The 25,328-nt window shown below is 31.0% G+C and carries 20 protein-coding genes and 1 tRNA gene; 12 read left to right on the forward strand and 9 right to left on the reverse strand.

Translation table 11 applies throughout. The annotated features are described in order from the left end of the window. From LNP23_RS04610 to LNP23_RS04625, 4 genes are all read right to left on the reverse strand, one after another. Nucleotides 1-351, reverse strand: coding sequence for a hypothetical protein (locus LNP23_RS04610; RefSeq protein WP_047774958.1), 351 nt, complete (start codon nt 349-351; stop codon nt 1-3). A 129-nt stretch (nt 352-480) separates the two neighbouring features. Next, nucleotides 481-807: a YtxH domain-containing protein gene (locus tag LNP23_RS04615; RefSeq protein ID WP_047774575.1), complete on the reverse strand. Its 327-nt coding sequence runs from the start codon at nt 805-807 to the stop codon at nt 481-483. A gap of 90 nt (nt 808-897) precedes the next feature. Further along, a complete protein-coding gene (locus LNP23_RS04620) occupies nt 898-1,377 on the reverse strand; it encodes a hypothetical protein (protein ID WP_047774577.1) in 480 nt (159 codons plus the stop codon). 1,559 nt (nt 1,378-2,936) lie between these two features. Beyond that, nucleotides 2,937-5,054 (reverse strand): glutamine--tRNA ligase/YqeY domain fusion protein, encoded by a 2,118-nt coding sequence (locus tag LNP23_RS04625; RefSeq protein ID WP_230004048.1) that lies wholly within the window; start codon nt 5,052-5,054, stop codon nt 2,937-2,939. Between the two features lie 107 nt (nt 5,055-5,161). On the opposite strand from LNP23_RS04625, the gene folB reads away from it, so the two are divergent. From folB to LNP23_RS04640, 3 genes are all read left to right on the forward strand, one after another. Further along, the gene (gene folB / locus LNP23_RS04630) at nt 5,162-5,521 is read left to right on the forward strand and encodes a dihydroneopterin aldolase (RefSeq protein WP_230004050.1); all 360 of its coding nucleotides are present in this window, start codon (nt 5,162-5,164) and stop codon (nt 5,519-5,521) included. Between the two features lie 93 nt (nt 5,522-5,614). Further along, a tRNA-Cys gene (locus LNP23_RS04635) sits at nt 5,615-5,685 on the forward strand. 300 nt (nt 5,686-5,985) lie between these two features. After that, a complete protein-coding gene (locus tag LNP23_RS04640) occupies nt 5,986-6,522 on the forward strand; it encodes a hypothetical protein (RefSeq protein WP_230004052.1) in 537 nt (178 codons plus the stop codon). A 143-nt stretch (nt 6,523-6,665) separates the two neighbouring features. Here LNP23_RS04640 and LNP23_RS04645 read toward each other — a convergent pair whose 3' ends face one another. Genes LNP23_RS04645 through rnr form a run of 3 tightly spaced genes read right to left on the reverse strand, consistent with a single transcriptional unit; the run spans nt 6,666 to nt 10,235 of the window. Further along, on the reverse strand, nt 6,666-7,346 hold the full coding sequence (locus tag LNP23_RS04645; RefSeq protein WP_047774587.1) for a LysE family translocator: 681 nt from the start codon (nt 7,344-7,346) through the stop codon (nt 6,666-6,668). Nucleotides 7,347-7,361: 15 nt separating this feature from the next. Continuing rightward, on the reverse strand, nt 7,362-8,030 hold the full coding sequence (locus LNP23_RS04650) for a head GIN domain-containing protein (protein ID WP_230004054.1): 669 nt from the start codon (nt 8,028-8,030) through the stop codon (nt 7,362-7,364). A gap of 27 nt (nt 8,031-8,057) precedes the next feature. Then, a complete protein-coding gene (gene rnr / locus LNP23_RS04655) occupies nt 8,058-10,235 on the reverse strand; it encodes a ribonuclease R (RefSeq protein ID WP_230004056.1) in 2,178 nt (725 codons plus the stop codon). A 109-nt stretch (nt 10,236-10,344) separates the two neighbouring features. On the opposite strand from rnr, the gene LNP23_RS04660 reads away from it, so the two are divergent. From LNP23_RS04660 to LNP23_RS04675, 4 genes are all read left to right on the forward strand, one after another. Further along, entirely contained in the window at nt 10,345-10,578 is a 234-nt protein-coding gene (locus LNP23_RS04660; protein WP_047774592.1) for a putative signal transducing protein, read from the forward strand. A 1,996-nt stretch (nt 10,579-12,574) separates the two neighbouring features. Further along, the gene (rpiB, locus tag LNP23_RS04665) at nt 12,575-13,003 is read left to right on the forward strand and encodes a ribose 5-phosphate isomerase B (RefSeq protein WP_230004057.1); all 429 of its coding nucleotides are present in this window, start codon (nt 12,575-12,577) and stop codon (nt 13,001-13,003) included. Nucleotides 13,004-13,363: 360 nt separating this feature from the next. Next, the gene (locus tag LNP23_RS04670) at nt 13,364-15,229 is read left to right on the forward strand and encodes a DUF3858 domain-containing protein (RefSeq protein WP_230004059.1); all 1,866 of its coding nucleotides are present in this window, start codon (nt 13,364-13,366) and stop codon (nt 15,227-15,229) included. Then, the gene (locus LNP23_RS04675; protein WP_230004061.1) at nt 15,226-17,139 is read left to right on the forward strand and encodes a DUF3857 domain-containing protein; all 1,914 of its coding nucleotides are present in this window, start codon (nt 15,226-15,228) and stop codon (nt 17,137-17,139) included. The genes LNP23_RS04670 and LNP23_RS04675 overlap by 4 nt, the downstream gene beginning before the upstream one ends. Before the next feature lie 60 nt (nt 17,140-17,199). Here the strand turns inward: LNP23_RS04675 and LNP23_RS04680 are convergent, their stop codons facing one another. Further along, nucleotides 17,200-17,469: a DUF1294 domain-containing protein gene (locus LNP23_RS04680; RefSeq protein ID WP_230004063.1), complete on the reverse strand. Its 270-nt coding sequence runs from the start codon at nt 17,467-17,469 to the stop codon at nt 17,200-17,202. A gap of 149 nt (nt 17,470-17,618) precedes the next feature. Here LNP23_RS04680 and LNP23_RS04685 point away from each other — a divergent pair, with 149 nt between their 5' ends. Both LNP23_RS04685 and LNP23_RS04690 read left to right on the forward strand, forming a co-directional pair. Beyond that, entirely contained in the window at nt 17,619-18,917 is a 1,299-nt protein-coding gene (locus LNP23_RS04685) for a Fic family protein (protein WP_230004065.1), read from the forward strand. Between the two features lie 59 nt (nt 18,918-18,976). Continuing rightward, on the forward strand, nt 18,977-21,100 hold the full coding sequence (locus LNP23_RS04690; RefSeq protein WP_230004067.1) for a Tex family protein: 2,124 nt from the start codon (nt 18,977-18,979) through the stop codon (nt 21,098-21,100). A 108-nt stretch (nt 21,101-21,208) separates the two neighbouring features. Here LNP23_RS04690 and LNP23_RS04695 read toward each other — a convergent pair whose 3' ends face one another. Continuing rightward, entirely contained in the window at nt 21,209-21,394 is a 186-nt protein-coding gene (locus tag LNP23_RS04695) for a Sec-independent protein translocase subunit TatA/TatB (RefSeq protein ID WP_047774603.1), read from the reverse strand. Nucleotides 21,395-21,603: 209 nt separating this feature from the next. On the opposite strand from LNP23_RS04695, the gene LNP23_RS04700 reads away from it, so the two are divergent. From LNP23_RS04700 to LNP23_RS04710, 3 genes are read left to right on the forward strand one after another with little or no spacing between them, the layout of a single operon-like run. Then, nucleotides 21,604-22,104 (forward strand): peptidase, encoded by a 501-nt coding sequence (locus LNP23_RS04700; protein WP_230004069.1) that lies wholly within the window; start codon nt 21,604-21,606, stop codon nt 22,102-22,104. Nucleotides 22,105-22,115: 11 nt separating this feature from the next. Then, nucleotides 22,116-23,600 carry a GH3 auxin-responsive promoter family protein gene (locus LNP23_RS04705; protein ID WP_230004071.1) on the forward strand — a complete coding sequence of 495 codons (1,485 nt, stop codon included), beginning with the start codon at nt 22,116-22,118 and terminating at the stop codon, nt 23,598-23,600. A gap of 40 nt (nt 23,601-23,640) precedes the next feature. Continuing rightward, a complete protein-coding gene (locus LNP23_RS04710) occupies nt 23,641-25,320 on the forward strand; it encodes a DUF6909 family protein (protein WP_047774606.1) in 1,680 nt (559 codons plus the stop codon). The last annotated feature ends 8 nt before the right edge of the window (nt 25,321-25,328 follow it).

A 25,328-nucleotide genomic window follows, 5' to 3' on the forward strand; every position in this document is an offset into this window, starting at 1 on the left:
TTAATCATTAAAAAAGATTTCTGAAAATTTCTCCAAAATTGGTCCTTCAACAAACTTATCTTTGATAAAGAAAAGTAAAATAGTTGCCACCAAATACATCCCTCCTACTGTTAAAAATCCTAAGGTATAACTCCCAAACATGTTGCTAAAAGCAAACGCTGCTGCAACAGAACCAAATAACAAAACCATAGCAAAACACAATAAAATTAAAGTAAACTTAAAAATTAGTGTGGTAGACTTCATGGCTACTTTAAAACCCCAAAGTTTGTAATATGCTAAGTGACTGTCTAAATACTCTTTAGCTTGATCTTGCATATTTTCGGTATGTTCTTTTAATTCTTCAAAAGCCATAATTTGATTTTTAGTTAAATAATAAAGCACAAAACGCACTTTAAAAATTGCCATTTCCTTATTAAAAGTAACCAAATAAACTGGAAATGTAATCTATTAAAAAATTCGTTTTGTGCCTGACTTAGAAATTTACTTTTGAAGTTTGGCGTTTTGCGCTTTCAAATCCGCAAGCTTAGATTCTAAAAATGAAATTACTTCTTCTGTTTTGTAACTCATATTCGAAAGTAAATCATCGTATGTTCCGTCAAGATTCTTTTTTGCATGTGCAAATTTTTCACGTAACACTTCAGAACTTGCTCCTATTGAATCCTTCAAATTATGTGTTGCATCATCTAAACCTTCTTTAAGTTTTGCACGTGTTTTAGATCCTTTATCCGGAGCAAATAAAATTCCTACTGCGGCTCCTACTGCGGCACCGGCCAAAATTGCGGCGATTGTATTTGATTTATTAGACATATTATTAGATTTAAGTGATTAATAAAGATACTCTTTTTTATAATTATAAAATATTGATTACAAGATGTTTACAAAAAATTAACAAACTAATTAATACACATAAGCAACTGCTTCGTATTTCCCGTTATCTTTCTCGACAATACTTACAAACGGATAACCCTTTAAAGCTGACTTTGTTTTAATCAACATCGCAGTTTGCTTTTGCTGTCCCAATGGTCCCTCTCCTTTTGTCTTAACAGAAACTCCTTCAAAGTTTGCCACTTTTTTTAAACCAACCGTTTTATCCTCAGACAAAACCTGAACCTTATTGTAATCTGATTTTGAAACTACTTCTACCCTATCTGAAACTTTTTGAGTTTGATTAGTCTGTTTGTTGGTAACTTGAGAAACTGCATATTTGCTAATTTTCATTTCTTCAGCACTTCCGTTTAAAGCATAATAAATTAAATCATTTTCACTTTTAATGAAATTAACATCCAATTGCTCTCCATTGTGTTTTGTAATTTGATGTGTTTGAGAAATTGCCACATTGGCAAATAATACGGCTAATGTAAAATATAGTGTTTTCATAAATTTAGATTTAAAATTAAAACTAAAAATCAGAACGAAATTTAAAATTCAAAACTATCGCATAATCAATGTTATGAAATTTCGAAAATTATGAAACCAATTTGAAAAATGTTTTATAGGCAAAACAGCATCAAAATTGGCACACAATAAGAATTAGATCATAAAATTATTATTTTAAGAAATCAATTTAGAGTACACACTAAAACAAAAATTGCTTTTTTGATTCCAGCGAAACTCTCTTTAACATCTTAATACGAAATCATGAATTTTTAAAAAATCACTACTGACTTCTGGTATGATCGTAAAAATACCAACTTTATAAACAATTCTATGTTAATAACCCGTTAAACTAAGAAAAACGAAGATAAAAACTTAAATAAAGCACCCAAATCAACAATAATTTAAAATACACCTATTGCTATAAAAGAAAATAAAAAACAGCTTACGATAGTTTTATGAAGGTCAATTTTAATTACAAACAGCTATAAAAAATTAAAAATTAATAGCTTTTATAAATGATTGTAAAATAATTACTCAATTGATTTCATCATAACTAAAATTGATTAAAACTTAGCGTTTCTCTTTTTATAGAAATTCACGCACTTCAAAAATGACAAATCTCTCAAAAAATAGGAAACCAAATGTATTCTTAACTTTATAAACAATTTGGTGTTAATAAACCAAAAAAATGAGCAAAAAGAAGGCTAAAATTAAAATAAAGCTCTCTTTTTAATGATTTTAAAAAATAGGAATTAGGAGTCGGAAGAAATAAAAAAACGTCTTAAAATACATTTATGAAAGCCGTTTTTAATTATAAATAACTATTAAAATTTAAATATTAATAATTAAAATCAATAATAAACAAATAAGAAAAATAATAAAATAACTATCAACATAATTGATGATTAGTCTAAAAACCCATTTAGTCCTCTTTTATTTTTTTTAGGGTCAAAATCTATAAAATAAATTGCGTTCTAAATTTTATAGATGATTCAGTGCCTCACAACCCAAAAATGAAGGCAAAAAAAGGTAAATTTAAAATAAGGCTTCTATTTCAAAGATTTTTAGAAATACGATTTAGGAGTCGGAAGAAATAAAAAGATGCCTTAAAAAACATTTATGAAAGTCACTTTTAATATAAAATAATTATCAATATTAACTTTATAATAGATAAAACAAATAATAATTAAAACATACCAATACAAAACAAATAATCAATAAAACTTATACTAAAGTATAAAAATCTCTTTTTAAAACTTAATCCATTCTTCGAGTGGCAAAAAACTACAAAAGGGCTATAATTCTCAACTTTATAAACAATCTAATGTTGATAACCCTAAAAGCAAGGTAAAACAGACGCTAAAATTAAAATAAAGCTCTTTATTTAATTATTTTTTAAAAGATAATTAATGAGTCGGCAGAAACTAAAAGACGTCTTAAAATCAATTTATGAAGGTTATTTTTAATCTATAAAAATTATTAAATTACAATTTTCAATAGAAAAACTATATAATAAAAAAAAGCGCTTATAAAAGCGCTTTTAATAAATAATCTTGATATTATTTCTTTACCATTTCTCCAAGAATTTCAATTTCTCTCTCAGAAGCATTTTTCGGCGGATTTGAATATAATTTCAAAATATCGTCTTCAAACTGATTTTTGAAAGCTTCATTTTCCAAATCTCTTAAATTCAAAAGTGCTTTTGATCTTACATAAGTCGATTCACTTCTTAAAGACATTGTATATAATTTTTTGATTTCTTCTTCTTCAAAATCAGAAGATTTCAAACTTGAATATTTCAAAATAAACTGAGCAAATAACAACGAACTCTTATTATTATTGCTATTTTTCTTTAAAGAATTTTGCAATAAAGAGAAACTACTAACATTTTTTATGCTCTCCCCTATTGCACTTTCAATTGCAATACGTTCCGCTTTTGTTTCCACTTTGAAATATTTGTTGATATCTTTCAAAGAATTATTAATACTATTTTCTTCTTTTTTACCTTTTTCTTCCCAGGCATCTTTCAATCCAACCGTCTTGTTAAATACTAATTTTGAAGCAGTTGAGTCTTTATCAACCGTAAAATAACCTAAACGTTGAAACTGAAATTTGTCTTCATTTTGTGCTGAAGCCAAACTTGGTTCTACAAAACCTGTCACAATTTCTAATGAATTTGGGTTCACAAAATCCAAGAAATTCTTGTCTTTATAACCATCCGGAGCTTCATCTGTAAACAAACGATCGTACAAACGAACTTCTGCTTTAACGGCATGAGCAATAGAAACCCAATGTAAGGTACCGGATACTTTTCTTTGGCTTGCTTCTGTCCCACTTCCACTTAAGGAATCCGTATCATAAGTTACATGAATTTCGGTAATATTACCTTCAGTATCTTTTATAACACTCTCCCCTTTAATGATATACGCATTTTTAAGACGTACTTCTTTTCCTAAAGTCAAACGGAAATATTTAGCCGGAGCTTCTTCTAAAAAGTCTTCTCTTTCTATAAACAATTCGCGTGAAAAAGGTACTTTTCTGAAACCAGCACTTTCATCTTCCTGATTGTTTTCGGCTTCTAACCACTCTTCTTTTCCTTCCGGATAATTTGTAATAACCAATTTTACAGGATCTAAAACAGCCATTACACGAGGTGCAATTTTGTTCAAATCTTCACGAATACAAAATTCTAAAACCGATACATTAATCAAATTATCTCGTTTTGCAATACCAATTGTATTAGCAAAATGACGTAAAGAAGCAGCAGTATATCCTCTTCTTCTTAAGCCCGAAATAGTTGACATTCTAGGATCATCCCAACCATTAACATGTTGTTCTTTAACTAATTGCTGCAACTTTCTTTTACTTACAACAGTATGTGAAAGATTACGTCTTGCAAATTCTCTTTGCTTTGGACGTAACTTATTTTCATCTAAAATCTGATCTAAAAACCAATCGTATAATTCACGGTGAGGCAAGAATTCAAGCGTACAAAACGAGTGTGAAATTTGTTCTAAATAATCACTTTGTCCGTGTGCCCAATCGTACATTGGATAGATTTTCCAAGTATCCCCTGTTCTATGGTGTTCTTTGTGCAAAATTCGGTACATAATAGGATCACGCATCAACATGTTTGTCGATTTCATGTCTATTTTTGCACGAAGAATATGAGTTCCGGCTTCAAATTCACCGTTTTTCATTCTTTCGAATAAATCTAAATTTTCTTCAACAGAACGATTTCTATACGGACCGTCTACCCCTTCAGTTGAAGGTGTTCCTTTTTGAATGGCCATATCTTCAGAAGACTGACTGTCAACATAGGCTTTATTATTTTTAATTAATAAAACAGCCCAATCATACAATTGTTGAAAATAATCTGAAGCATAACGTTCTTCTGACCAGGTATACCCTAGCCATTCAACATCTTTTTTAATTGCATCAACAAATTCCTGCTCTTCTTTTTCCGGATTAGTATCGTCAAAACGTAAGTTTACAGGCGACTGATAATCAAGTCCTAAACCAAAATTTAATGCAATAGAACTTGCATGTCCGATATGTAAATAACCGTTTGGTTCGGGTGGAAAACGAAAATGAAGTTTGTTATTTGACAGACCTGATTTCAGATCTTCTTCTATGATTTGTTCAATAAAATTAAGTGATTTCTCTTCTGATGCCATTATTTTATAGTAATTTTAGCAAAGATAAAAAAAAGGTTTCAGGTTTCAGGTTTAAAGTTATTTTAGTCACAGTAAACCTGAAACTTAAAACTTGAAACAAAGACAAAATGGGAGTTATAAAATTAAAAAACATCCGTACTTTTTCGTACCATGGGTGTTTAATTGAAGAAGGAAAAATTGGATCTGATTACACTGTCGATCTAAAAATTAAAGCTAATTTACAGCAATCAGCAGCTACAGATCACTTAGCTGACACGGTAGATTATGTCCATTTGAACAAAATTGTAACCGAAGAAATGGCTATTCGTTCGCATTTATTAGAGCATGTGGCTAAAAGAATCGTACTTCGTGTTCTGGAAGAGATAAAATCTATAGAAAAAACTACCGTTTGGGTATCTAAAATAAATCCTCCTATTGGTGGTGATGTTGAGACGGTTACCATAAAAATGACGGAAAAGAGAAAGTAATCCTTTTTAAAAAAGGCGTATTTTTTTAAAATTCTTCTCTTTAAACTTTTGAAATTTAAAGATTTTAGTTACTTTTGCCATCCGTTCAAGTACGGCGTCGTGGCCGAGCGGCTAGGCTGGGCTCTGCAAAAGCTCCTACTCCGGTTCGAATCCGGACGATGCCTCAAAAACCTTCAAAGCAATTTGAAGGTTTTTTTTATGCTAAAATTTTAAAAATTCCAAATTTTCTTAAATTCCAAATTCCAATCTTCTAAAATACCGTAAAGGTTGTAAAGCTGCAAAGCTTAAACGTTGCGTTTTTTCTTTTGATGAAGGAGAAAAAACAATCAATACGTTACACCTGAAAGGTTTTAAAAATCTGTTAGGTATAAAAATTATACTACCTTTTTGTATTTAATAAATTATGTTAAAGCAACTTACATTTAATAAGTATTATTCCCTATTTTTATTTAAAAAACATAAATATGAGAAAGCTACTGTTTATAATTCTATTTTCAAGTTTTGCATCTGCTCAAAACATAGCCCGAGACACTTTGTTAAGTAATAACCAACCTGCAACTATTCTAAAATTAGGAAAAACTAAAGTCTATATCCTTCAAAACAAAGATAAAATAACTCCATACGTGTTGCAAAAAGATGGTAGTTATATCTCTAAAGGTGTCCCCTTTGTTTCGATTTTAATTGATAAAAAGTATTCAGGAGATACTAATGAGCTTATTAAGGCATTATTTGAAAATAAACAATCAGTACCGGGAGAAATTAATAAATCGATTGTTAAATCTGACGAAACAAACGTCTTTATCAGAACAATTAAACTTAAAAAAGAAAAAAAACTAAGCTTACATGTTACTTATCCTTTAAGTGATCGTTTTATAAATATGTCTTTTGCTGTTAATTATATCGATGATAAAGATGCTGAGGAAAAAGATAATGCAATGAGAGATATAATTCAAAATGGATTTATCGTTCTGGAAAATTATTACGAAACCAGGAAAATATAAACTAACTACAAATTTAGATTAGAATCTAAAAGATATTATTAATTACACCTAACAGGTTTTAAAAACCTGTTAGGTGTAGTTCTTATAAAACATAAAAAAACCTCTCAAATTGAGAGGTTTTCTATTTTTATCTAAATGCTAAACTACTTGTTTTCAATCTTTTCAAAGGCATTTTTTACCATTTCTTTTTCTTTAGGAAACCAGCCTTGCACGATTAAAACTAATCCGAAAACCATTAAAACGATACTAATTACCTTTTTGATTTTTAAGATATTTGTCGGTGTCATTTTAGACTTTAATTGCTTAGCTAATAATATTTTAATACAATCAACTGCCAAATAAGTAATGATAACTGAGGTAAAGAAAGTCATCATCCTTGGGGTCTGCATTTGTAATTTTGGGCCGACAGAAATAATAACTGCCAACCAAAAACCAAGAACACCAATGTTGATAACGTTCAATAAAAAACCTTTTACAAACAAACTGGCATAATTTCTTTTTATAATATCGCGATCAATTTCTTCGTCATTAATTTTTTCTTCTTTTTTTAGTTTTACAAAGGAAATAATACCGTAAGCCAGCATTATAATTCCACCGAAAATAAAAAGAGCCGGTTTATCTTTTAAACTCTGAATGAGTCGATAACTCCCTAAATAAGCAATAGCTATAAAAAAAATATCACCTAATACTACTCCGAAATCAAAAACTATTGCAGCTCTAAATCCCTTTGTAATACTGGTTTCCAGCAGTATAAAAAATACTGGACCTACCATAAAACTCAGAAAAAGTCCCCACGGCAGTCCAGCTAAAATATCATTTATCATTCAAATACAATTAATTTACTTTACTTCTTCAATTTTTCCTCCGAAAACCGTTTTCTGATTGATTTGTTTTGGTTTTCCATAAATGTAAATAGAGCCTCCTGCGCTTACTTTTGCATCTACAAGGGTAGAAGCATTCACATCTGCTTTTCCTCCCGCAGAAACGCTTACTTTCGTTTGAGAGGTACTTAATTTACTTGCCAGAAGATATCCTCCTGCTCCCAAACTTGCATCCTGATTCGCTGCTTTACCTGATAAAGTGATTTCACCACCGGAAACAGAGCTAACATTTAGCTTATCTACCTCTAATGCTACATTGATTTTTCCGCCTTCTTGTGCACTAACTTTAAAAACAGTAGCTTTTATAGCTTCTTTACTATCAACCGTTGCACCTTCATTAACATCTATTAGCTCAAGATGTTTGTAATATAGCGTAATATCCAAATCATTACCGGATAATAATTTAGGGAAAGGCATTCTTAATTTCAATAATCCCTTTTTATTAACTACTTCAACTTCTGCTTCACGAGTCCCTTTTATAACAATTTTATTTTCTGAAGATGGTACTAGTTTTACACTTAGCTTATCAAAAACTTTTACAGAATCAAAATCTCCTAACTCTTTGGTTACTTGTCCAAAAGACAATTGTGCCACTAATATCGCGGCACCTATAATTAATTTTTTCATGTTCCTTTTCTTTTAATTTAACAATTATTAAGCTCTTCTTAAAAAATGAAAATCCAATTGTTTCTTAACTAAATCTGCATTTTTTACTTTAACGTAAATTTCATCTCCTAATTGTAAAATACTGTTTGAAGTCGCACCAACTAAGGCATACTGCTTTTCATCAAAAGTATAATAATCGTCTTTTATTTCGCGAATTCTAACCATTCCTTCACATTTGTTCGAAACGATTTCAACATAAATTCCCCATTCTGTAACACCGGAAATAACACCCAAAAACTCTTCGTCCTGATGGTCCTGCATGTATTTCACCTGCATGTATTTAATACTATCACGTTCCGCATTAGTAGCTAAACTTTCCATATTCGAGCAATGCAAACATTTTGTTTCATACACTTCTTCGTCCACAGAAGCTCCTTTGTCTAAATAATACTGCAGTAAACGATGCACCATAACGTCCGGATAACGACGAATTGGCGAAGTAAAGTGACTGTAATAATCAAAAGCCAGACCATAATGTCCAATATTCTCTGTCGAATATTTGGCTTTACTCATACTTCTAATGGCAAGAGTATCAATTAAATTCTGCTCTTTTTTACCATTTACTTCTTCCATCAAAGCATTCAATGATTTCGAAATATCTCCTTTGTTTCTAAAATCAATCTTATAACCAAACTTTGCAATAACCGATTGCATGGCAATTAGTTTGTCTTCATTTGGCTCATCGTGAATTCTGTAAACAAATGTTTTCTTTTGTTTTCCAATGTATTCGGCCACTTTTCGGTTGGCTAAAAGCATGAATTCTTCAATCAGATGATTGGCATCTTTTGAAACTTTGAAATAAACGCCTTCCGGTTCTCCTTGTTCGTCTAAATTGAATTTTACTTCTACTTTATCAAACGAAATCGCACCATTGGCCATTCTTTTTCTTCTCAGAATCTTAGCTAATTCATCTAACTTTAAAGTAGCCTGAACAATTTCATCTGAAACTAAATACGAACTTCCGGTAATTGAAATATCAACCGGGATCGTATGATCTTTTGTTTCAATGATATACTGTGCTTCTTCGTAAGCAAAACGCTGATCAGAATAAATTACAGTTCTTCCAAACCATTGGTTGATAACTTGTGCATTTTCTGAAACTTCAAAAACAGCAGAGAATGTATATTTTTCTTCATTCGGACGTAGCGAACAGGCAAAATTAGATAAAACTTCCGGAAGCATTGGCACTACCCTGTCTACTAAATAAACCGAAGTAGCACGTTGATAGGCTTCATCATCTAAAATTGTTCCTTCTTCCAGATAATAGGAAACATCGGCAATATGGATTCCGATTTCATAATTTCCATTCTCTAACTTTTTGAAAGACAAGGCATCATCAAAATCTTTTGCATCTTTTGGATCTATCGTAAACGTAAGCGTATCACGCATATCACGACGTTTTGCAATTTCAGCTTCCTGAATGGTAGTGTCTATCTTTTGGGCATAAACCTCTACTTCTACCGGAAAATCTGCCGGCAAACCGTATTCTGCTAAAATAGCATGAATTTCTGTATTGTGTTCTCCGGGTTTTCCTAAAACACGAACCACAGATCCAAACGGACTATCGGCTCTTTTTGGCCAATCTTCAATGGTAACCAAAACAACGTCACCATTTTCTGCTTCGCCTATTTTATCTTTTGGAATAAAAATATCGGTATACATTTTAGGATTTGCTGTAGAAACAAAGGCAAAATTGGCCTGAATGTCAATAACTCCGACAAAATCAGTTTTATTTCTTTCTACCACTTCAATTACTTCACCTTCAGGTCTTTTCCCTTTTCTTCGGTTGTAAACGTATACTTTAACTTTGTCTTTATCCAGGGCACGATTCAAATTATTCGTTGGAATAAAAACATCTTCTGTAAAATCAGGGCAAATGAAATAAGCTGTTTTACGGCTTGTCATATCAATTGTTCCTTCGTAGTAATCCTGACTTTCTGCTTTTACTAAATATTTACCGGGTTCAGATTCTATAATTTTTTTTGAAGCAGCCAGAATCTTTAAATCTTTAATAATCTGGTTTCTGCTTTTGGTATCATCAAGTTCTAACTTTGCTCCTATCTGTTTGTAATTAAATGCTTTATTCGGGCTTTGCGATAAAATCTTTACTATCTTACTGGAGAAATCTTTCTCATTTTTTATCGGCTTTCTAATTTTCTTACTCATATATCTTTTCTTATAAGGTTTAAAATTACAAATAAGATATCAGATAACAGATTTTAACAAATAGAATTATTAAAAATATAACTTTCGTATCTTTACAAAAAGACCTTTTATGGAAACCTTTAAAACGATTGCCATATTCAATTTCGAGCACGAAACGGTAATTCTCAAACACTTACTGGAGCAAGAAGGAATTCCTTATTTTTTTGAAAACGAAATCACTTTATCTGTGGTTCCTTTCTACTCTGCAGCGCTGGGTGGAATCAAACTCAAAGTACATCCCAACGATTTCGAACAAGTTCAGGAAATCCTAGACAATCTCAACAATCCTTTGAAAATCGTTTGAAACAATTTACAATTTCAAAAATCAATTTCAATTACAAATCAATCTGAAAACTCAAATTCAGTTTTTTTCTTTTTAAACTTTCAAAGTTGTCAACATATATTAAATACAACAAAAAAGAAATTTTAAATTTAATTAAATTTTGGTTGTTATTATAGCGTGTTAATAGGTACAATAATTTTATTTTTAAAAGTATTGAAATGAAGTTTCTCTTAGTTATCTAGAGTTATCAACATACTTATATTTTGTTAAAGGATTAGTTTTTAAGACTTTTTGAATTTTAATTAACAACGGTTGACAACCTAAAATGAATTGATTTTGTAGATAAGTTCATATGTCGATTTTTGTTGAAAATGGTATTTTTGATCTTGATAACTTTTCTAAAAATTCATGAAACTTTATTAGGTTATTTCATTCCGGTTTTGGATTAGGTTTTTTTTTGACACGACCAAAAAAAACTTCTAATTTTCTATCTTTAGTTATTAACAGATAATGTTAATTTAAGGTTAACTGAATATCAATGAATTAGGTTTCAGTATTAACATTCTAAAATTTTAACAAAAACATTGTTTATTCTTAATTGATAATCAGCTTCTTATGGAGATACTAAAATTGTTAATAACGTTAACATTTTGAAATTAAGGCAGTTGTATTAGATGTTTTTTCGCGACGAATTGCAATAACTTCCACGAATTGAAAAAAGTGTTTATAAAGTGGCTATTTCGATAAATTTTAAAAGAAAAATTGGTAAAAATTGGTGTAATTCGAGGCAAACTTTTCTTTTAAAATTGGTTGAAAATAAAATGTACTACTGATATATTGATAATCAGTAATTTATACAGATGTTGATAATTGTTAATAACGTTAACGTATTTAATATTAGGTAGTTATTTAGCTTTTTTTTGCCACGAATTACATGAATTACCGCAAATTGAAAAAAAATGTTGATAACGTGTGTATTTCTGTAGTTTTAAAATAAATATTAGTGAATATTGGTATAATTCGTGGCTAACTTTATATTTTTAAGTTCTTTAATTTAGGGTTTGTTATGTTTAGTATCAATGAGTTAGATATAGGTAATAATTAGGATATGATTTAGAATAAAATACACTAATTATGTATTGATTATCAGAGATTTATAGAGATGTTAGCAATTGTTAATAACGTTAATTAACTTAAAATAAGATAGTTATATAGTACTTTTATGCCACTAATTGCACTAATTTTCACTAATTGGAAAAAAGTGTTTATCAAATACCTATTTATGTAATTTTTAAAAAGAAAAATCAGTGAAAATCGGTGGAATTCGTGTTCAGCTTTACGTTTTAAGCTAGTTTATATTAAAAATGCACTATTTTTATCTTGATTATCAGTGATTTATATGGATATTAATAATTGTTAATAACCTTAATGTATTGAAAATTAAATAGTTATTTCATTCCCGAATTTCGTAAAATGCCCATTCCTATAATTTTAAAAAGAGGAATTAGTGTAATCCGTGTTGAGCTTTAGGTTTTAAGTTAGTTTATAATAAAAGTGCACTATTTGTATCTTGATTATCAGTGATTTATATGGGTATTAATAATTGTTAATAACGTTAAGGTATTGAAAATTAAATAGTTATTTCATTCCCGAATTTCGTAAAATGCCCATTCCTGCAATTTTAAAAAGAGGAATTAGTGAAAATTAGTGTAATCCGTGTTGAACTTTACGTTTTAAGTTAGTTTATAATAAAACTGTACCGTTTGTATTTTGATTATCAGTGATTTATATAGATATTAATAATTGTTAATAACGTTAATATATTGAAAATTAAATAGTTATTTCAGTCAGTAATCGCGCTAATTTTCCCAAATTTCATAAAATGTCTATTCCTGTAATTTTAAAAGGAGGAATTAGTGAAAATTAGTGTAATCCATGTTCAACTTTTCTTTTGAAATAGATTTACTTCAAAATTCTTTGGTTAAATTTGTGCCACACAACTTAATAGTATTTAAAAATGAAAATCTCGATAGGAAACGATCACGCAGGACCAGAGTATAAAAAAGCAATTGTTGCGATGTTGAAAGCAAAAGGATATGAAGTAACCAATTATGGAACTGATTCTGAGGATTCTGTTGATTATCCTGATTTTGGACATCCGGTGGCCACTGATGTATCTGAGGGGAAAGCCGACTTCGGAATTGTAATTTGTGGAAGTGGAAACGGAATAGCAATGACAGCAAACAAACACCAAAAAGTAAGAGCTGGTCTTTGCTGGACTAAAGAAATTGCTTATTTAACCCGTTTACATAATGATGCTAACATTGTTAGTATTCCGGCACGTTTTACTTCTATTCCTCAGGCTGTAGAAATAGTTGAAACGTTTTTAACTACAGCATTTGAAGGTGGAAGACACCAAAATAGAGTGGATAAAATAAGTTGCTAATATATTTTGTGGTATGTTTAAAACCACAATTACAGAAAATAAACATTTGGTTATAAAATAGATAAATTGATAGCCGCTTTTGTTAGTGTTTTAACATTAATAATTGTGGCTTTGTCTTTATGATGAAATTGTGCGCTATTTTGCCCTCAAAAAATTGAATATAAATTTATTGGTTGAATTTTTCTTCTAATACTGTTGCTAAAAGTATAGAGGAGAAAAGTTACTGATCAGTATTCAATATAAAATATAGAAAAGTAGAAAATTCTTAAGATTTTATAGTTTAAGAAAAATTTTCTGCGGCTATTATTGAAAAAAGTTATTTCAAATAGTAGTTATTTTAAAGAATATCTTATAAAAAAAATGAAAAAATACATTACAATATTTCTGTTTTCCTTTCAATTGTTTTCTCAGGAAAAGTCTAAAATAAATTTGGCAAGCGAAACCATTGTTATTAATTCTGATAATGGTTTAGAAATTGAATCTTTTGTATATGAAAGTAGAGTAGTTTCGAAAAGTAAAAATACAGAAGAATATTCGATTCGAATTCCATTTGATAGTTTTAATGAGATTTCAGATATTAAAGGATCTACTTTTGTTGTAGAAACTCAAAAAAGAACAGATTTAAATTCTTCATCTGTTCAAACATATGATACAAAAATTGAAAATATTTATAAGAGCGATAGTCAATTCAAATATTTTGTACTTCCAAAAGTAGAAGACAACTCGATAATTGAATTCTCTTATAAAAGTAAAATTAAACAACCTCGTTTGTTATCCTTTTTTCAATTTCAACATTCAATAAAAACAGAAGCTTCAAAATTTCAAATTAAATGTCCGCCCAGTATAGAAATTGGGTATAAAGTTTTTGGGAATTACCAAGACAAAATTGTTTTTACCAAAACAAAAAAAGATGGCTTTGATGTTTACACTTGGGAGGCAAAAGATATTCCGGAGTTTAAAAAGGAAGAAAACATGCCAAGTTTACTATATTTTATGCCACACGTTATTTACTACATCAAAAGTTATACTTATGAAGGTAACAAAAAGGAACTATTAGGCACACCGGAAAGATTATATGAATGGTATTTTTCACTTTTAAAAGATATTAATAAAACAGATCAAACAGTTTTAAAAAACAAAACATTAGATATAATAAAAGATAAAAAAACTGATTTTGAGAAAGCTAAAGCAATTTATCAATGGGTGCAACAAAATATGCATTATGTTGCTTTTGAAGATGGAATGGAAGGTTTTATTCCCAGAGATGCCGGAGCTGTTTATCAAAAATTATATGGTGATTGTAAGGACATGGCCAATATTTTGAATCAAATGCTGCGATATGCAAATTTAGATTCTAATATTACCTGGATCGGAACTCGTGGGAAACCTTACACCTATGCCGAAGTTCCAACTCCTTTGGTTGATAATCACATGATAACGAATGTTGTTATTGATGGTAAAAGTTATTTTTTGGATGCAACAGATAAATTTTGCCCTTTTACATTTCCTTCTCCTTTTATACAAGGAAAAGAAGCTTTAATAGGTGGTAAAACGGAAAATGATTTTAAATTAGAGATTGTTCCGCAAGTCGAATCCGATAAGAATAAAGTGGCAATTTTTATGAAATTGAATATCGAAAATAATCATATTTTAGGAGATGTAAGTGCAACAGTTTCAGGACTAAAAAAAAGTGAATTATTAAATAATCTTTCAGCGTACAATCAAAAAGGAAATGAAATTTGGAAAAATACGGTTACAGCTTATAATCAAAAAATACAATTAGAAATAAAGGAATTACAAAAGAATGATTATCAAGAACTTCCTTCAAAAGTAAATTTTAAATTAAAATTAGAAGACGGAGTAAAAGATGTTAATGGTAAATTATTATTAAAACCGATATTAGTTTTTCCTTTAAAAGAAAGTTTAATAGATGTAGAAAACAGAAAACTTTCAATAGAAAATAGTTTTACTTATGTATACGAAATCCAATATGAGTATGAATTACCTTCAAACTATAAAGTTGAATTTTTGCCGGAAAGTGTAAAAACAGAAAATGATTTAGGAAGTTTTGCCATTCAATACAAAGTACAGAAAAACACAATCAATGTAACACAAAGGGTTGAACATAAAAAATTATTGCTAGAAACTAAAGATTTTGTGTTATGGAATTCTTTTATAAAAGCAGTAATTAAACAATACAATCAATCTATAATTCTTTCAAAATGATAAAAAAAATTACCTTAATTCTTGTCTTATTTTTTTCTGTTCACAGTTATTCGCAAGAAATAAAAAATTACGCATGGGATGAAAAACCTATTTTTAATGAAATTCCGGAAGAATATAAAAATCAACCCGCAATAGTTCTTTTTGATAAACGTTGGATACATACGCGAGTAGGATATTATGCCTTTGCTACTTTTGCAATGAACCACACTGCAATAAAAATTAATAAAGCGGAGGAAATTAATAAATACAATAAGATTAAAGCTCAAGATAATGGGTATATCAGAGATGTTAGGGATTTTCATGCACGTGTTATAAAACCTAATGGAGATATAAAAATATTACCTGAGGATAAAATTATTGAAACTGAGATCGATAAAGTAAAATCGATTGTTTTTGAAGGTGTCGAAGCTGGAGATATTTTAGAGTATTATTTTATTGTAAAAGAAAGTCCATCTTCGTATGGAGTTGAAATTTTTCAAAAAGATATTCCCGTTTTATTAGCTGAGTTTACCACTACAAAAGATGGAGTAACGTTCAACACTTTCGCTTCATCAGAATTTGAAATGAGCAATTTTAATGGCAAAACCATTGCAAAAGCTTCAAATATTCCTCCATATAAAGAAGAGGCAAATGCGCGAAATGTAAAGAATTTAATAAAATTAATTTATATGGTTTCTACACCACCGGTAGATACATATAGGTGGAATTATTTTTTACCTACTTATTATAAGAAGCCATTTTTTCAATATTTCAAAAAAAATCAAGCTCGTGATTTTATAGAAAAATTGAATATTAATAGTCTATCAACGGAAGAAAAGTTAATTACAATAGATAATTATATAAAAGAGAATTTTGATTTTGTTTGGAGAGGAGAAACAGCCAAAAAGATAACGAATTTGAACGATGGAAAACAAAAATTGAAGTCAAGTGATCTTTTTGAATTGTATGGATTTGTATTAAAAGAATCAAAAATCCAATACGAAGTTGTTGTTGGTATGTCCAGATTTTTAGGTGAAGTAGAAGGAGAAAGGTTTGTCTTGCCATTGTCACATGAGTTTATGTATTATATTCCGGAGACAAGGAAATTTTTATCTCCTTATGAGAAATATTTAAGTTATGGTTATCCAATGTATGAAATACAAGGATCAAAAGGGGTATCTTATAATCCAGCTCAAAAAGGAAATATAATTTCCAGAATTACTTTTCCAATAGCTCCCGCTGAATATACTGTAAACGAATCACAAAGTACGGTTTCGCTCTCAGAAGATCTGACTACTGCAACAATAGAAAAAACATATTCAAGCAGCGGGTATGATGGACAAATGTATAGAAATTGGATAAAATATCTTAAAGAAAATAAAGACGAAAAAGAACTCGTTGAAGCAATTAAGACGAAAACATTTGGGGATAAATTTAATTTAAAAATAACTACTTACAGCTTCGAAAATCAAGAATTTAAGTATAATTATATCAATACACCTTATGTTATAAAAGTTAAGGCCGAAGCTGAGGAGTCTTTAATTGAAAATGCTGGTAATCTAGTTTTGGTTAATCTTGGAAAAATAATCGGTAGCCATATTAATTTATACCAAGAAACGGAAAGAAAATGGGATGTTGATCTAGGTTGTGCCAAAACTTTTAGGCATAAAATAATTTTTGATATTCCAAATGGTTACGAAGTAGAGAGTTTTAAGGACTTGATAATAGATAAAAAAATGGAAGGGGACGCAAGTAAAAACTGTTCTTTTAAATCTATTGCTAAAATAGAAGGAAACCAATTAATAGTTGAGGTTTTTGAAATCTATAATTCAATTAATTATCCAAAAGAATTATATCAAGATTATAGAATGGTTGTTAATGCAGCTTCAGATTTTACAAAAGCATCAGTAGTTTTGAGGCCAAAGAAATAAGTTTCAACACAAAAACGGGTAAATAAACTATAATTATCTAAAAATTTGAATACTAATTATTTAGATTTTGTTAGTTAGTTTAAGAAAGAGTGCTAAAATTTGAAGCAATATAATTATCAAAAACTTTACAATAAAAGAGGTTTTACTCGTTTTATGTCTAAACAATATCATTGCCAGTAATAATCCGACTGAGCCGCCAATTAAGGCCACTGTAAACAATGTATTTTCGGAAATTCTGCGTTTATTTTTGATTGCCAGGTATTTATCATATCCAGCGATGAGAAAAGTGAGACTGTTTACAATTAAAAAATAGAGTAATAAAACTTTCATGGGACTAAAATTAGAAACAAAGATATCATTTAGTGAAAGGAATAATAAGGTCTGATTTTGATTTTAAAAAAGGAGAATAAAATTAGTAAAAAATGCGAGATTTGTCTTGAATCTCGCATTTTTTACTAATTTAGTATAAAAATAGTTTTATGTTAGAGCATGCACCCATATCGAAATATGACACTAGCACTATCGATTTGCTTAAGCAACTTACATTATCAGGTGAATTGAAGGAGATTAATGATGACTATTTGTATTGGGATAAAGTAAAATATAAAACCAAATCAATTGAACCTGAACAGTATTGGAATGCTGTTAAATTATCCAGATCGTTCAATAAACAAAATATTCTGTTTGGAACCTATCAGTTTAATTTTAATGTTACGGATTATATTCTAAGACTTTTGCATCATTTTGATTTAAATATCGGAGGTAATTTAGGGAGTAATGTAGGTATAACAGAAACGGATAAGAATAAGTTCTTGATAAGTTCAATAATGGAAGAAGCTATTTCCAGTAGCCAAATGGAAGGTGCAAATACCACGCGAAAAGCTGCCAAGGAGATGATCCAAAAAGAACGGAAGCCAAAAAATAAATCAGAGCAGATGATTATGAACAATTATGCTACAATGAAGTATATTGTTCAGCATAAAAATGATGATTTAACGCCGGAAAAACTTCTTTTTATTCATAGGCTAATAGCTAATAATACTTTAGATTCCATTGAAGAGGAGGGGAAATTCAGAGAGAATAATGATATTTATGTTGTAAATTATTCTAATAGTGAAATAGTTCATATACCTCCAAAAAAGGAAGAAATTGAAGTAATAATGAATGATTTATGTGTCTTTTTTAATGAAGAACAAAAAACATTTATTCATCCAATAATTAAAGGTATTATCATTCATTTTATGATCGGCTGGATACATCCATTTACAGATGGAAACGGAAGAACAGCACGTGCCCTATTTTATTGGTACATGCTTAAAAATGGGTATTGGCTTACAGAATATTTAACTATTTCAACAATTATAAAAGACACAAAAATTCAATACGAGAAAGCTTTTTTATATTCAGAAATAGATCAAAACGATCTTACTTATTTTATTACGTATCACATAAAAACAATGGAAAAAGCTTTTATTGCTTTGAAAGAGTATATTAGCAGAAAACAAAATGAAGTGATTCAGGCAGCAAAATTTGTTAAAATACCGAACGTAAATGATCGTCAGGCTCAAATTTTAAAAATTTTAAATGAAGATTCGGATCGAGTTTTAAGTAGTAAAGAAATGGAAAACAGGTTTGGAATATCAAATTTTACCGCAAGATCAGATCTTAACAACCTTGAAAGTTTAGGTTTTCTCGAAAAAATACAAGTGAACAAAATAAAACACAATTTTATAAAAGCGAAACAGTTTAATAAAATTTTAAAATCTTATAAATTATAAAAATTACGAGATTCTTGTTAAATCTCGCAGTTTTTATATCTTTTTTAAAACAATAAATAATGACTAATATTCAATTCATTGCCAAGTCTGTTCAAACAGCAGCGATCAACATTCAAAACACGGTAAAATTATTAGACGAAGATTGTACAATTCCGTTTATCTCCCGTTACCGAAAAGATACGACGGGAAATCTGGATGAAGTGGTAATTGAACAAATTGCGAAGCTTCAGAAAGAGTATGATACGATTGTAAAACGTAAAGAAGCAGTTTTAAAATCTATCGAAGAACAAAAAGCGCTTACGCCGGAATTGAAGCAAAAAATTGAACAAAGTTTTGATTTACAGGAGATAGAAGATTTTTATCTGCCTTTTAAAAAGAAGAAAAAAACAAAAGCAGATGTAGCCCGTGAATTCGGTTTAGAACCATTGGCCAAAATTATAATGTCACAAAATGATGTTGACGTTGATTTTATTTCGACGCAATATCTTAATGATAATGTTATTAATGAAGAAGCTGCAATGCAAGGTGCGCGTGATATTGTTGCAGAGTGGATTAATGAGAATATTTATGTTCGTAAACAACTTAGAAGGTTATATCAGCGCAAAGCAACGATTGCTACAAAAGTGGTAAAAAAGAAGGAGGAAGATGAAAATGCCAAGAAATTCAGTCAGTATTTTGACTGGGACGAACCCTTAACCAAAGCGCCTTCACATCGATTATTAGCAATGCTTCGCGCAGAAAACGAAGGTTTTGTTAAAATGAAAATCGAAGTGGATCTTGATGAAGCCTATGATATAATAGACGAAATTGTTATCAAAAAACAAAATAGTACCACAGCACATTTACAATTGGCGATTGAAGACAGTTATAAACGCTTGTTAAATCCGGCAATTGGAAATGAAACCCTCCAGGAAGCCAAAGCCAAAGCCGATGCGAATTCCATTCAGGTTTTTGCCAATAATTTAGGACAGTTGTTACTAGCACCGCCTTTAGGTGAAAAAAGAATTCTGGCAATAGATCCGGGTTTTAGAAGTGGTTGTAAAGTAGTTTGTCTGGACGAACGAGGTGATTTGTTGTACAACGAAACCATTTACCCGCATGCCCCTCAAAAGGAGGAAACCATGGCAATCAAGAAAATCCGTTCGATGGTAAATGCGTATCAGATTGATGCCATTTCAATCGGAAACGGAACGGCTTCAAGAGAAACAGAGTTTTTTATTAAAAAAATTGCGTTTGACAAGCCGTTGCAGGTTTTTATTGTTTCAGAGGCAGGAGCTTCGGTATATTCCGCTTCAAAAATTGCGCGTGAAGAATTTCCAAATTATGATGTTACCGTTCGTGGTTCGGTTTCTATCGGGCGACGACTTTCTGATCCTTTGGCAGAATTGGTAAAAATCGATCCAAAAGCAATTGGAGTAGGACAATACCAACATGATGTTGACCAAACGAAACTTAAAGAAGAATTAGACAATACGGTAATTCGTTGCGTGAACTCGGTGGGAATCAATATCAATACGGCAAGTAAACATTTACTAAGTTATGTGAGTGGAATAGGAGAGAAGCTGGCTGAAAACATTGTGCAATACCGTTCAGAAAATGGTCCTTTCGAAGATAGAAAACAGTTAAAAAAAGTGCCTCGCTTAGGCGAGAAAGCGTATCAGCAGGGAGCAGCGTTTATCCGAATTTCGAATGCAAAAAATCCGTTAGACAATTCGGCTGTGCACCCGGAAGCTTATCCGGTGGTAGAGAAAATGGCAAAAGATCTGAAACTTTCCGTAAACGACTTAATTGCCAACAAAGAGAAAACAGCCCTAATTAAGGCCGAAAACTATATTACACCTGAAATTGGTTTACTAACGTTAAAAGACATCATAAAAGAGCTTGAAAAACCCGGATTAGACCCTAGAAAGTCTGCGAAGGTTTTTGAATTTGATGCCAATGTAAAATCAATCAAAGACGTTAGAACCGGAATGATTTTACCGGGAATTGTGAATAACATTACCAATTTTGGCTGTTTTGTTGATATCGGAATCAAAGAAAGTGGATTGGTTCACATTTCGCAGCTAAAAGCAGGTTTCGTGAGCGATGTAAACGAAGTGGTAAAACTACACCAGCATGTTGATGTGAAAGTTACTGAGGTTGATGAGGACAGAAAAAGGATCCAATTGACGATGGTACTTTAAAAAAATTCCAATATTGAAATTCCAAATTCCAAATTTATTGGAGTTTTTGAAATAAAAAAAATCCCAAGACTACAGTGTAGCTTGGGATTTTTAATACGTTTAAAAAAACTATTGTTTTGTTTCTTCCTCTTCTTTTTTGGCAGCAGGAGCAGATTGATCGTCTTTGGCAGCATTTTTAAATTCCTTAATTCCGCTTCCTAAACCTTTCATTAATTCTGGAATTTTTTTACCTCCAAAAAGTAATATCACAATACCTACTATTACGAGGATTTCTGTAAGACCTAATCTTCCCATGATTGTATATTTAATGCCGAAGCAAATTTGTATCTAATTTTAGGCAAAGGTATATAGAATTAGCATACGGGAAATGATTTTGCGGGTAATTTTTTATCCTAATAGGCGTTAAATATTCCATAAAATAGTAATTTACGAACATTCCCTTAATTTTGGCAGGTATCAGAAAGATGATTAATTCTTATATTTGCTCGCAATAAATAACAATAATGGCCAGGAAGAAATTCAATTTCAGAAAAAAATTATTCATCAAAAACCGGTTAATTATTTTGAATGAAGATACTTTCGAAGAGCAGTTTTCGTTGAAACTGACCTTGATGAATGTGTTTGTTGTTTTCTCCTTAGGCGGTATTTTTTTGATTTTAATTACTACTTTCATCATTGCATTTACACCACTGCGCGAGTTTATTCCGGGATATTCTTCTTCTGAATTGAAACGAAATGCCACGGAGTTAGCCATAAAATCAGATTCTTTAGAAAGAGCCTTAAAGAAAAATGAGGCTTATATAAAAGGAGTTCAGAAAGTACTGAGGGGTGAATTGGAGTATGCAAAATTCAATAAAGATTCCATTCTCGCAGAAACCGATGAAGCTGCTGAAGTAAATATGAAAGTTACAGAAGAAGAGCTTAAATTAAGGGAAGAAGTAAATAAAGCAGAGAAGGAGTCGAACGGAAAAATTCGAGATAAAAATAAAAAAGAGAAGAAATAATATCATAAAGGATGTCTATTAAAGCTGTAGCGGCAAAATTATTTGCCAGTAAAATATACTATCAAACATTTGCCTGGGCCAATAAACCGGTCGAAACCCAGCAAGAAGTTTTTAAGCAGTTAATTCAAAGTGCTAAAGAAACTCAGTTTGGCGTTGATCATCATTTTGATAAAATAAAGTCTGTTCACGATTTTAAGAAAAGAGTTCCAATTCGGGATTATGAAGATTTAAAACCGTACATTGATAAGGTTAGAATGGGCGAAAAGGACATATTGTGGAAAGGAAAGCCCCTTTATTTTGCAAAAACTTCGGGAACAACTTCCGGAGCAAAATACATTCCGCTGACCAAAGAATCAATGCCGTATCATATTGAAGCTTCCCGAAATGCGATTTTGCACTATATCTACGAAAGTGGAAATGCTGATTTTGTTGATGGGAAAATGATTTTTCTGCAAGGAAGCCCTATTTTAGTAGAGAAATATGGAATTAAATTTGGCAGATTATCTGGAATTGGAGCACATTTTGTACCGAAATATTTGCAAAAAAACCGAATGCCATCCTGGGAAACCAACTGCATCGAAGATTGGGATACCAAAGTAAATGCTATTGTGGAAGAAACAATTGAACAGGATATGACCATTATTTCGGGAATTCCATCTTGGGTTCAAATGTATTTTGAGCGTTTGCAGGAAAAAAGCGGTGGAAAAAAAATAGGAGAGTTATTCAAAAATTTTAATTTGTTTATTTACGGCGGAGTTAATTACGAACCGTATCGGGCCAAGTTTGAAAACATGATTGGCAGAAAAGTAGACAGCATTGAGTTGTTTCCGGCCTCTGAAGGCTTTTTTGCCTATCAGGATTCTCAAAAAATTAAAGGAATGCTTTTGTTACTGAACTCGGGAATTTTTTATGAGTTTATCAAAGCAGATGAATTCTTCGAAAATAACCCAAAAAGTTATACAGTTGGCGAAGTAGAAATTGGAGTAAACTATGCATTGATTATTTCTACAAATGCAGGACTTTGGCGATATAATATTGGCGATACCGTTCAGTTTACTACCTTGTTTCCGCATCGTGTGATCGTTTCAGGCCGAATCAAACATTATATTTCTGCTTTTGGAGAACATGTTATTGCCAACGAAGTAGAAAATGCAATGAAAGAAGCGACAGAAGGAACAAAAGTCGTAATTAACGAATTTACAGTTGCACCACAAATCATACCGTCAAGCGGATTACCGTATCATGAATGGTTTGTAGAGTTTGAAACAGAGCCGGAAAGTATGGAAGTCTTTGAAGAAGCAATTGATAACGCAATGCGAAAGCAAAACATTTATTACGATGATCTGATTACCGGGAATGTTTTGCGAAAAGTAGTGGTGACAAAAGTTTCGAAAAACGGATTTCAGGACTATATGAAATCACAGGGAAAATTAGGCGGACAAAATAAAATTCCACGACTATCAAATAATAGGGATATAGCGGATAATTTAAAATAGAAATACAGCTTATTATTTATAAGTTTGAAAATTAAATAAAATGAAAGAGACAAAACACATATCAAGATCAAGAGCACAGGAATCATCAGCAGCGATAGAAAAAATGTACATTACCATGCGTCATTTATTCAACCGTGGTTTTTACAAACCAATGGGAGTCTCAGGGGATAGTTTACGTGAATCTTTATTGGCGCTTCGTCCGGAAATTTATGGAAACATTGCTGAAGAGAAAGTAGAGTTAAATGGACTTTTGTACGTAATAGAACGTCTTCCAATTGGAATTGAACAATGCCGATTTATTAATTTAACCTCAGATGAAGGGTATTCTAAATCACATTTTCAAGCGATTGTTCCTCCAAAAAGAAGAAGAAACTGTTACCGCATTGATGAGGAGCAAATGAATGTTGAAATCACACGTGGTCGTTCAGATATTTACGATATACTTACGCATTTGACGTTTATTTTCATTGAATCACATAAAATAAAAAACAGAGTTTTACTGGATGATGGAGGCGAAGTTTCACGCGATTGGATGAAACTGGAGCAAGCCGTAATGCAAACTAAAAAATTATCTTTAATAGAAAAGGAAAAAGCTATTTCGCATGTTGCGAATATTTTAGGCAGAACCTTCGAAGAGGTTTTGGATATTTATGATGCTTTTGGTTCAGATGACGTTCCGGATCGTTTTTTACATGTTATTTATTGGTTAGGAAAACTAGCAATCGAAGAAGTAATTGACAACAATAAACGTACGATTACCTTTAGTCCGGTTTTACGAGAGCGTTTAGGACACCATATTCACGGAGAGATCTGGGCAACAAATATTAAGGAAGTTCTAAAAGCAAATAATCTGCTAAAGCGTCCAATACATGTTATTAGTGCCAACATGCACAGTGTAATGAATTCTATTTTTGCAACTCCGTTGTTGAAAACAAAATTCAAGGACAAATCTGATTTCTTTATTTATGAAGAGTTAAGTAAATCAGGTGCTAAAGAAACCAGAAAAGGAGTTGAAGACCTGGCATTGAAAAACGGAATGATTTCGTTATTGGATACCTCAGGAACCAATATTGACGTTCAGATTTTTGATACCGCAAAAATTGACTGGACAAAAACAGCTTTTCCAAAAGCAAAACTGGAGGAAGAAAAACCGGTGATCATTGTAATGGATTATGCTTTTGGAGAACAAGCGTATGAAACCATTGATGAACTTTTAAAACCGTTCAAAAAAGATACTTTGTTAGAAGTAAAATCAGTGTCAATAATGGGGAAAGCCGGAATTTTAGAGGGTGGAAAAGGAGATATCATGATTCCGACTGCTCATATAAATGAAGGAACAGCGGATAATTATTTCTTCGAAAATGAATTAACAGGAGCCATGTTTGAAGGAAATGACATTGCCGTTTTTGAAGGTGCTATGGTAACCGTTTTAGGAACATCATTGCAGAACAGAGACTTGTTAAAATTCTTTCACGAATCGACCTGGGGAGTGATTGGTCTTGAAATGGAAGGTTCTTATTATCAAAAAGCAATACAATCGGCATCAAAAATCAGAAAAAGTGTACCACACGATATCAAAGTACGATACGCTTATTATGCTTCAGATAATCCGTTAGAAACTGGAAGTACCTTAGCTTCAGGAGGACTTGGAACGACTGGTGTAAAACCTACTTATTTGATCACGATTAAGATTTTAGAGCAAATTTTTAACATAAAATAGAACTTATA

It is taken from the genome of Flavobacterium cupriresistens, from assembly GCF_020911925.1.
GTDB lineage: Bacteria > Bacteroidota > Bacteroidia > Flavobacteriales > Flavobacteriaceae > Flavobacterium > Flavobacterium cupriresistens.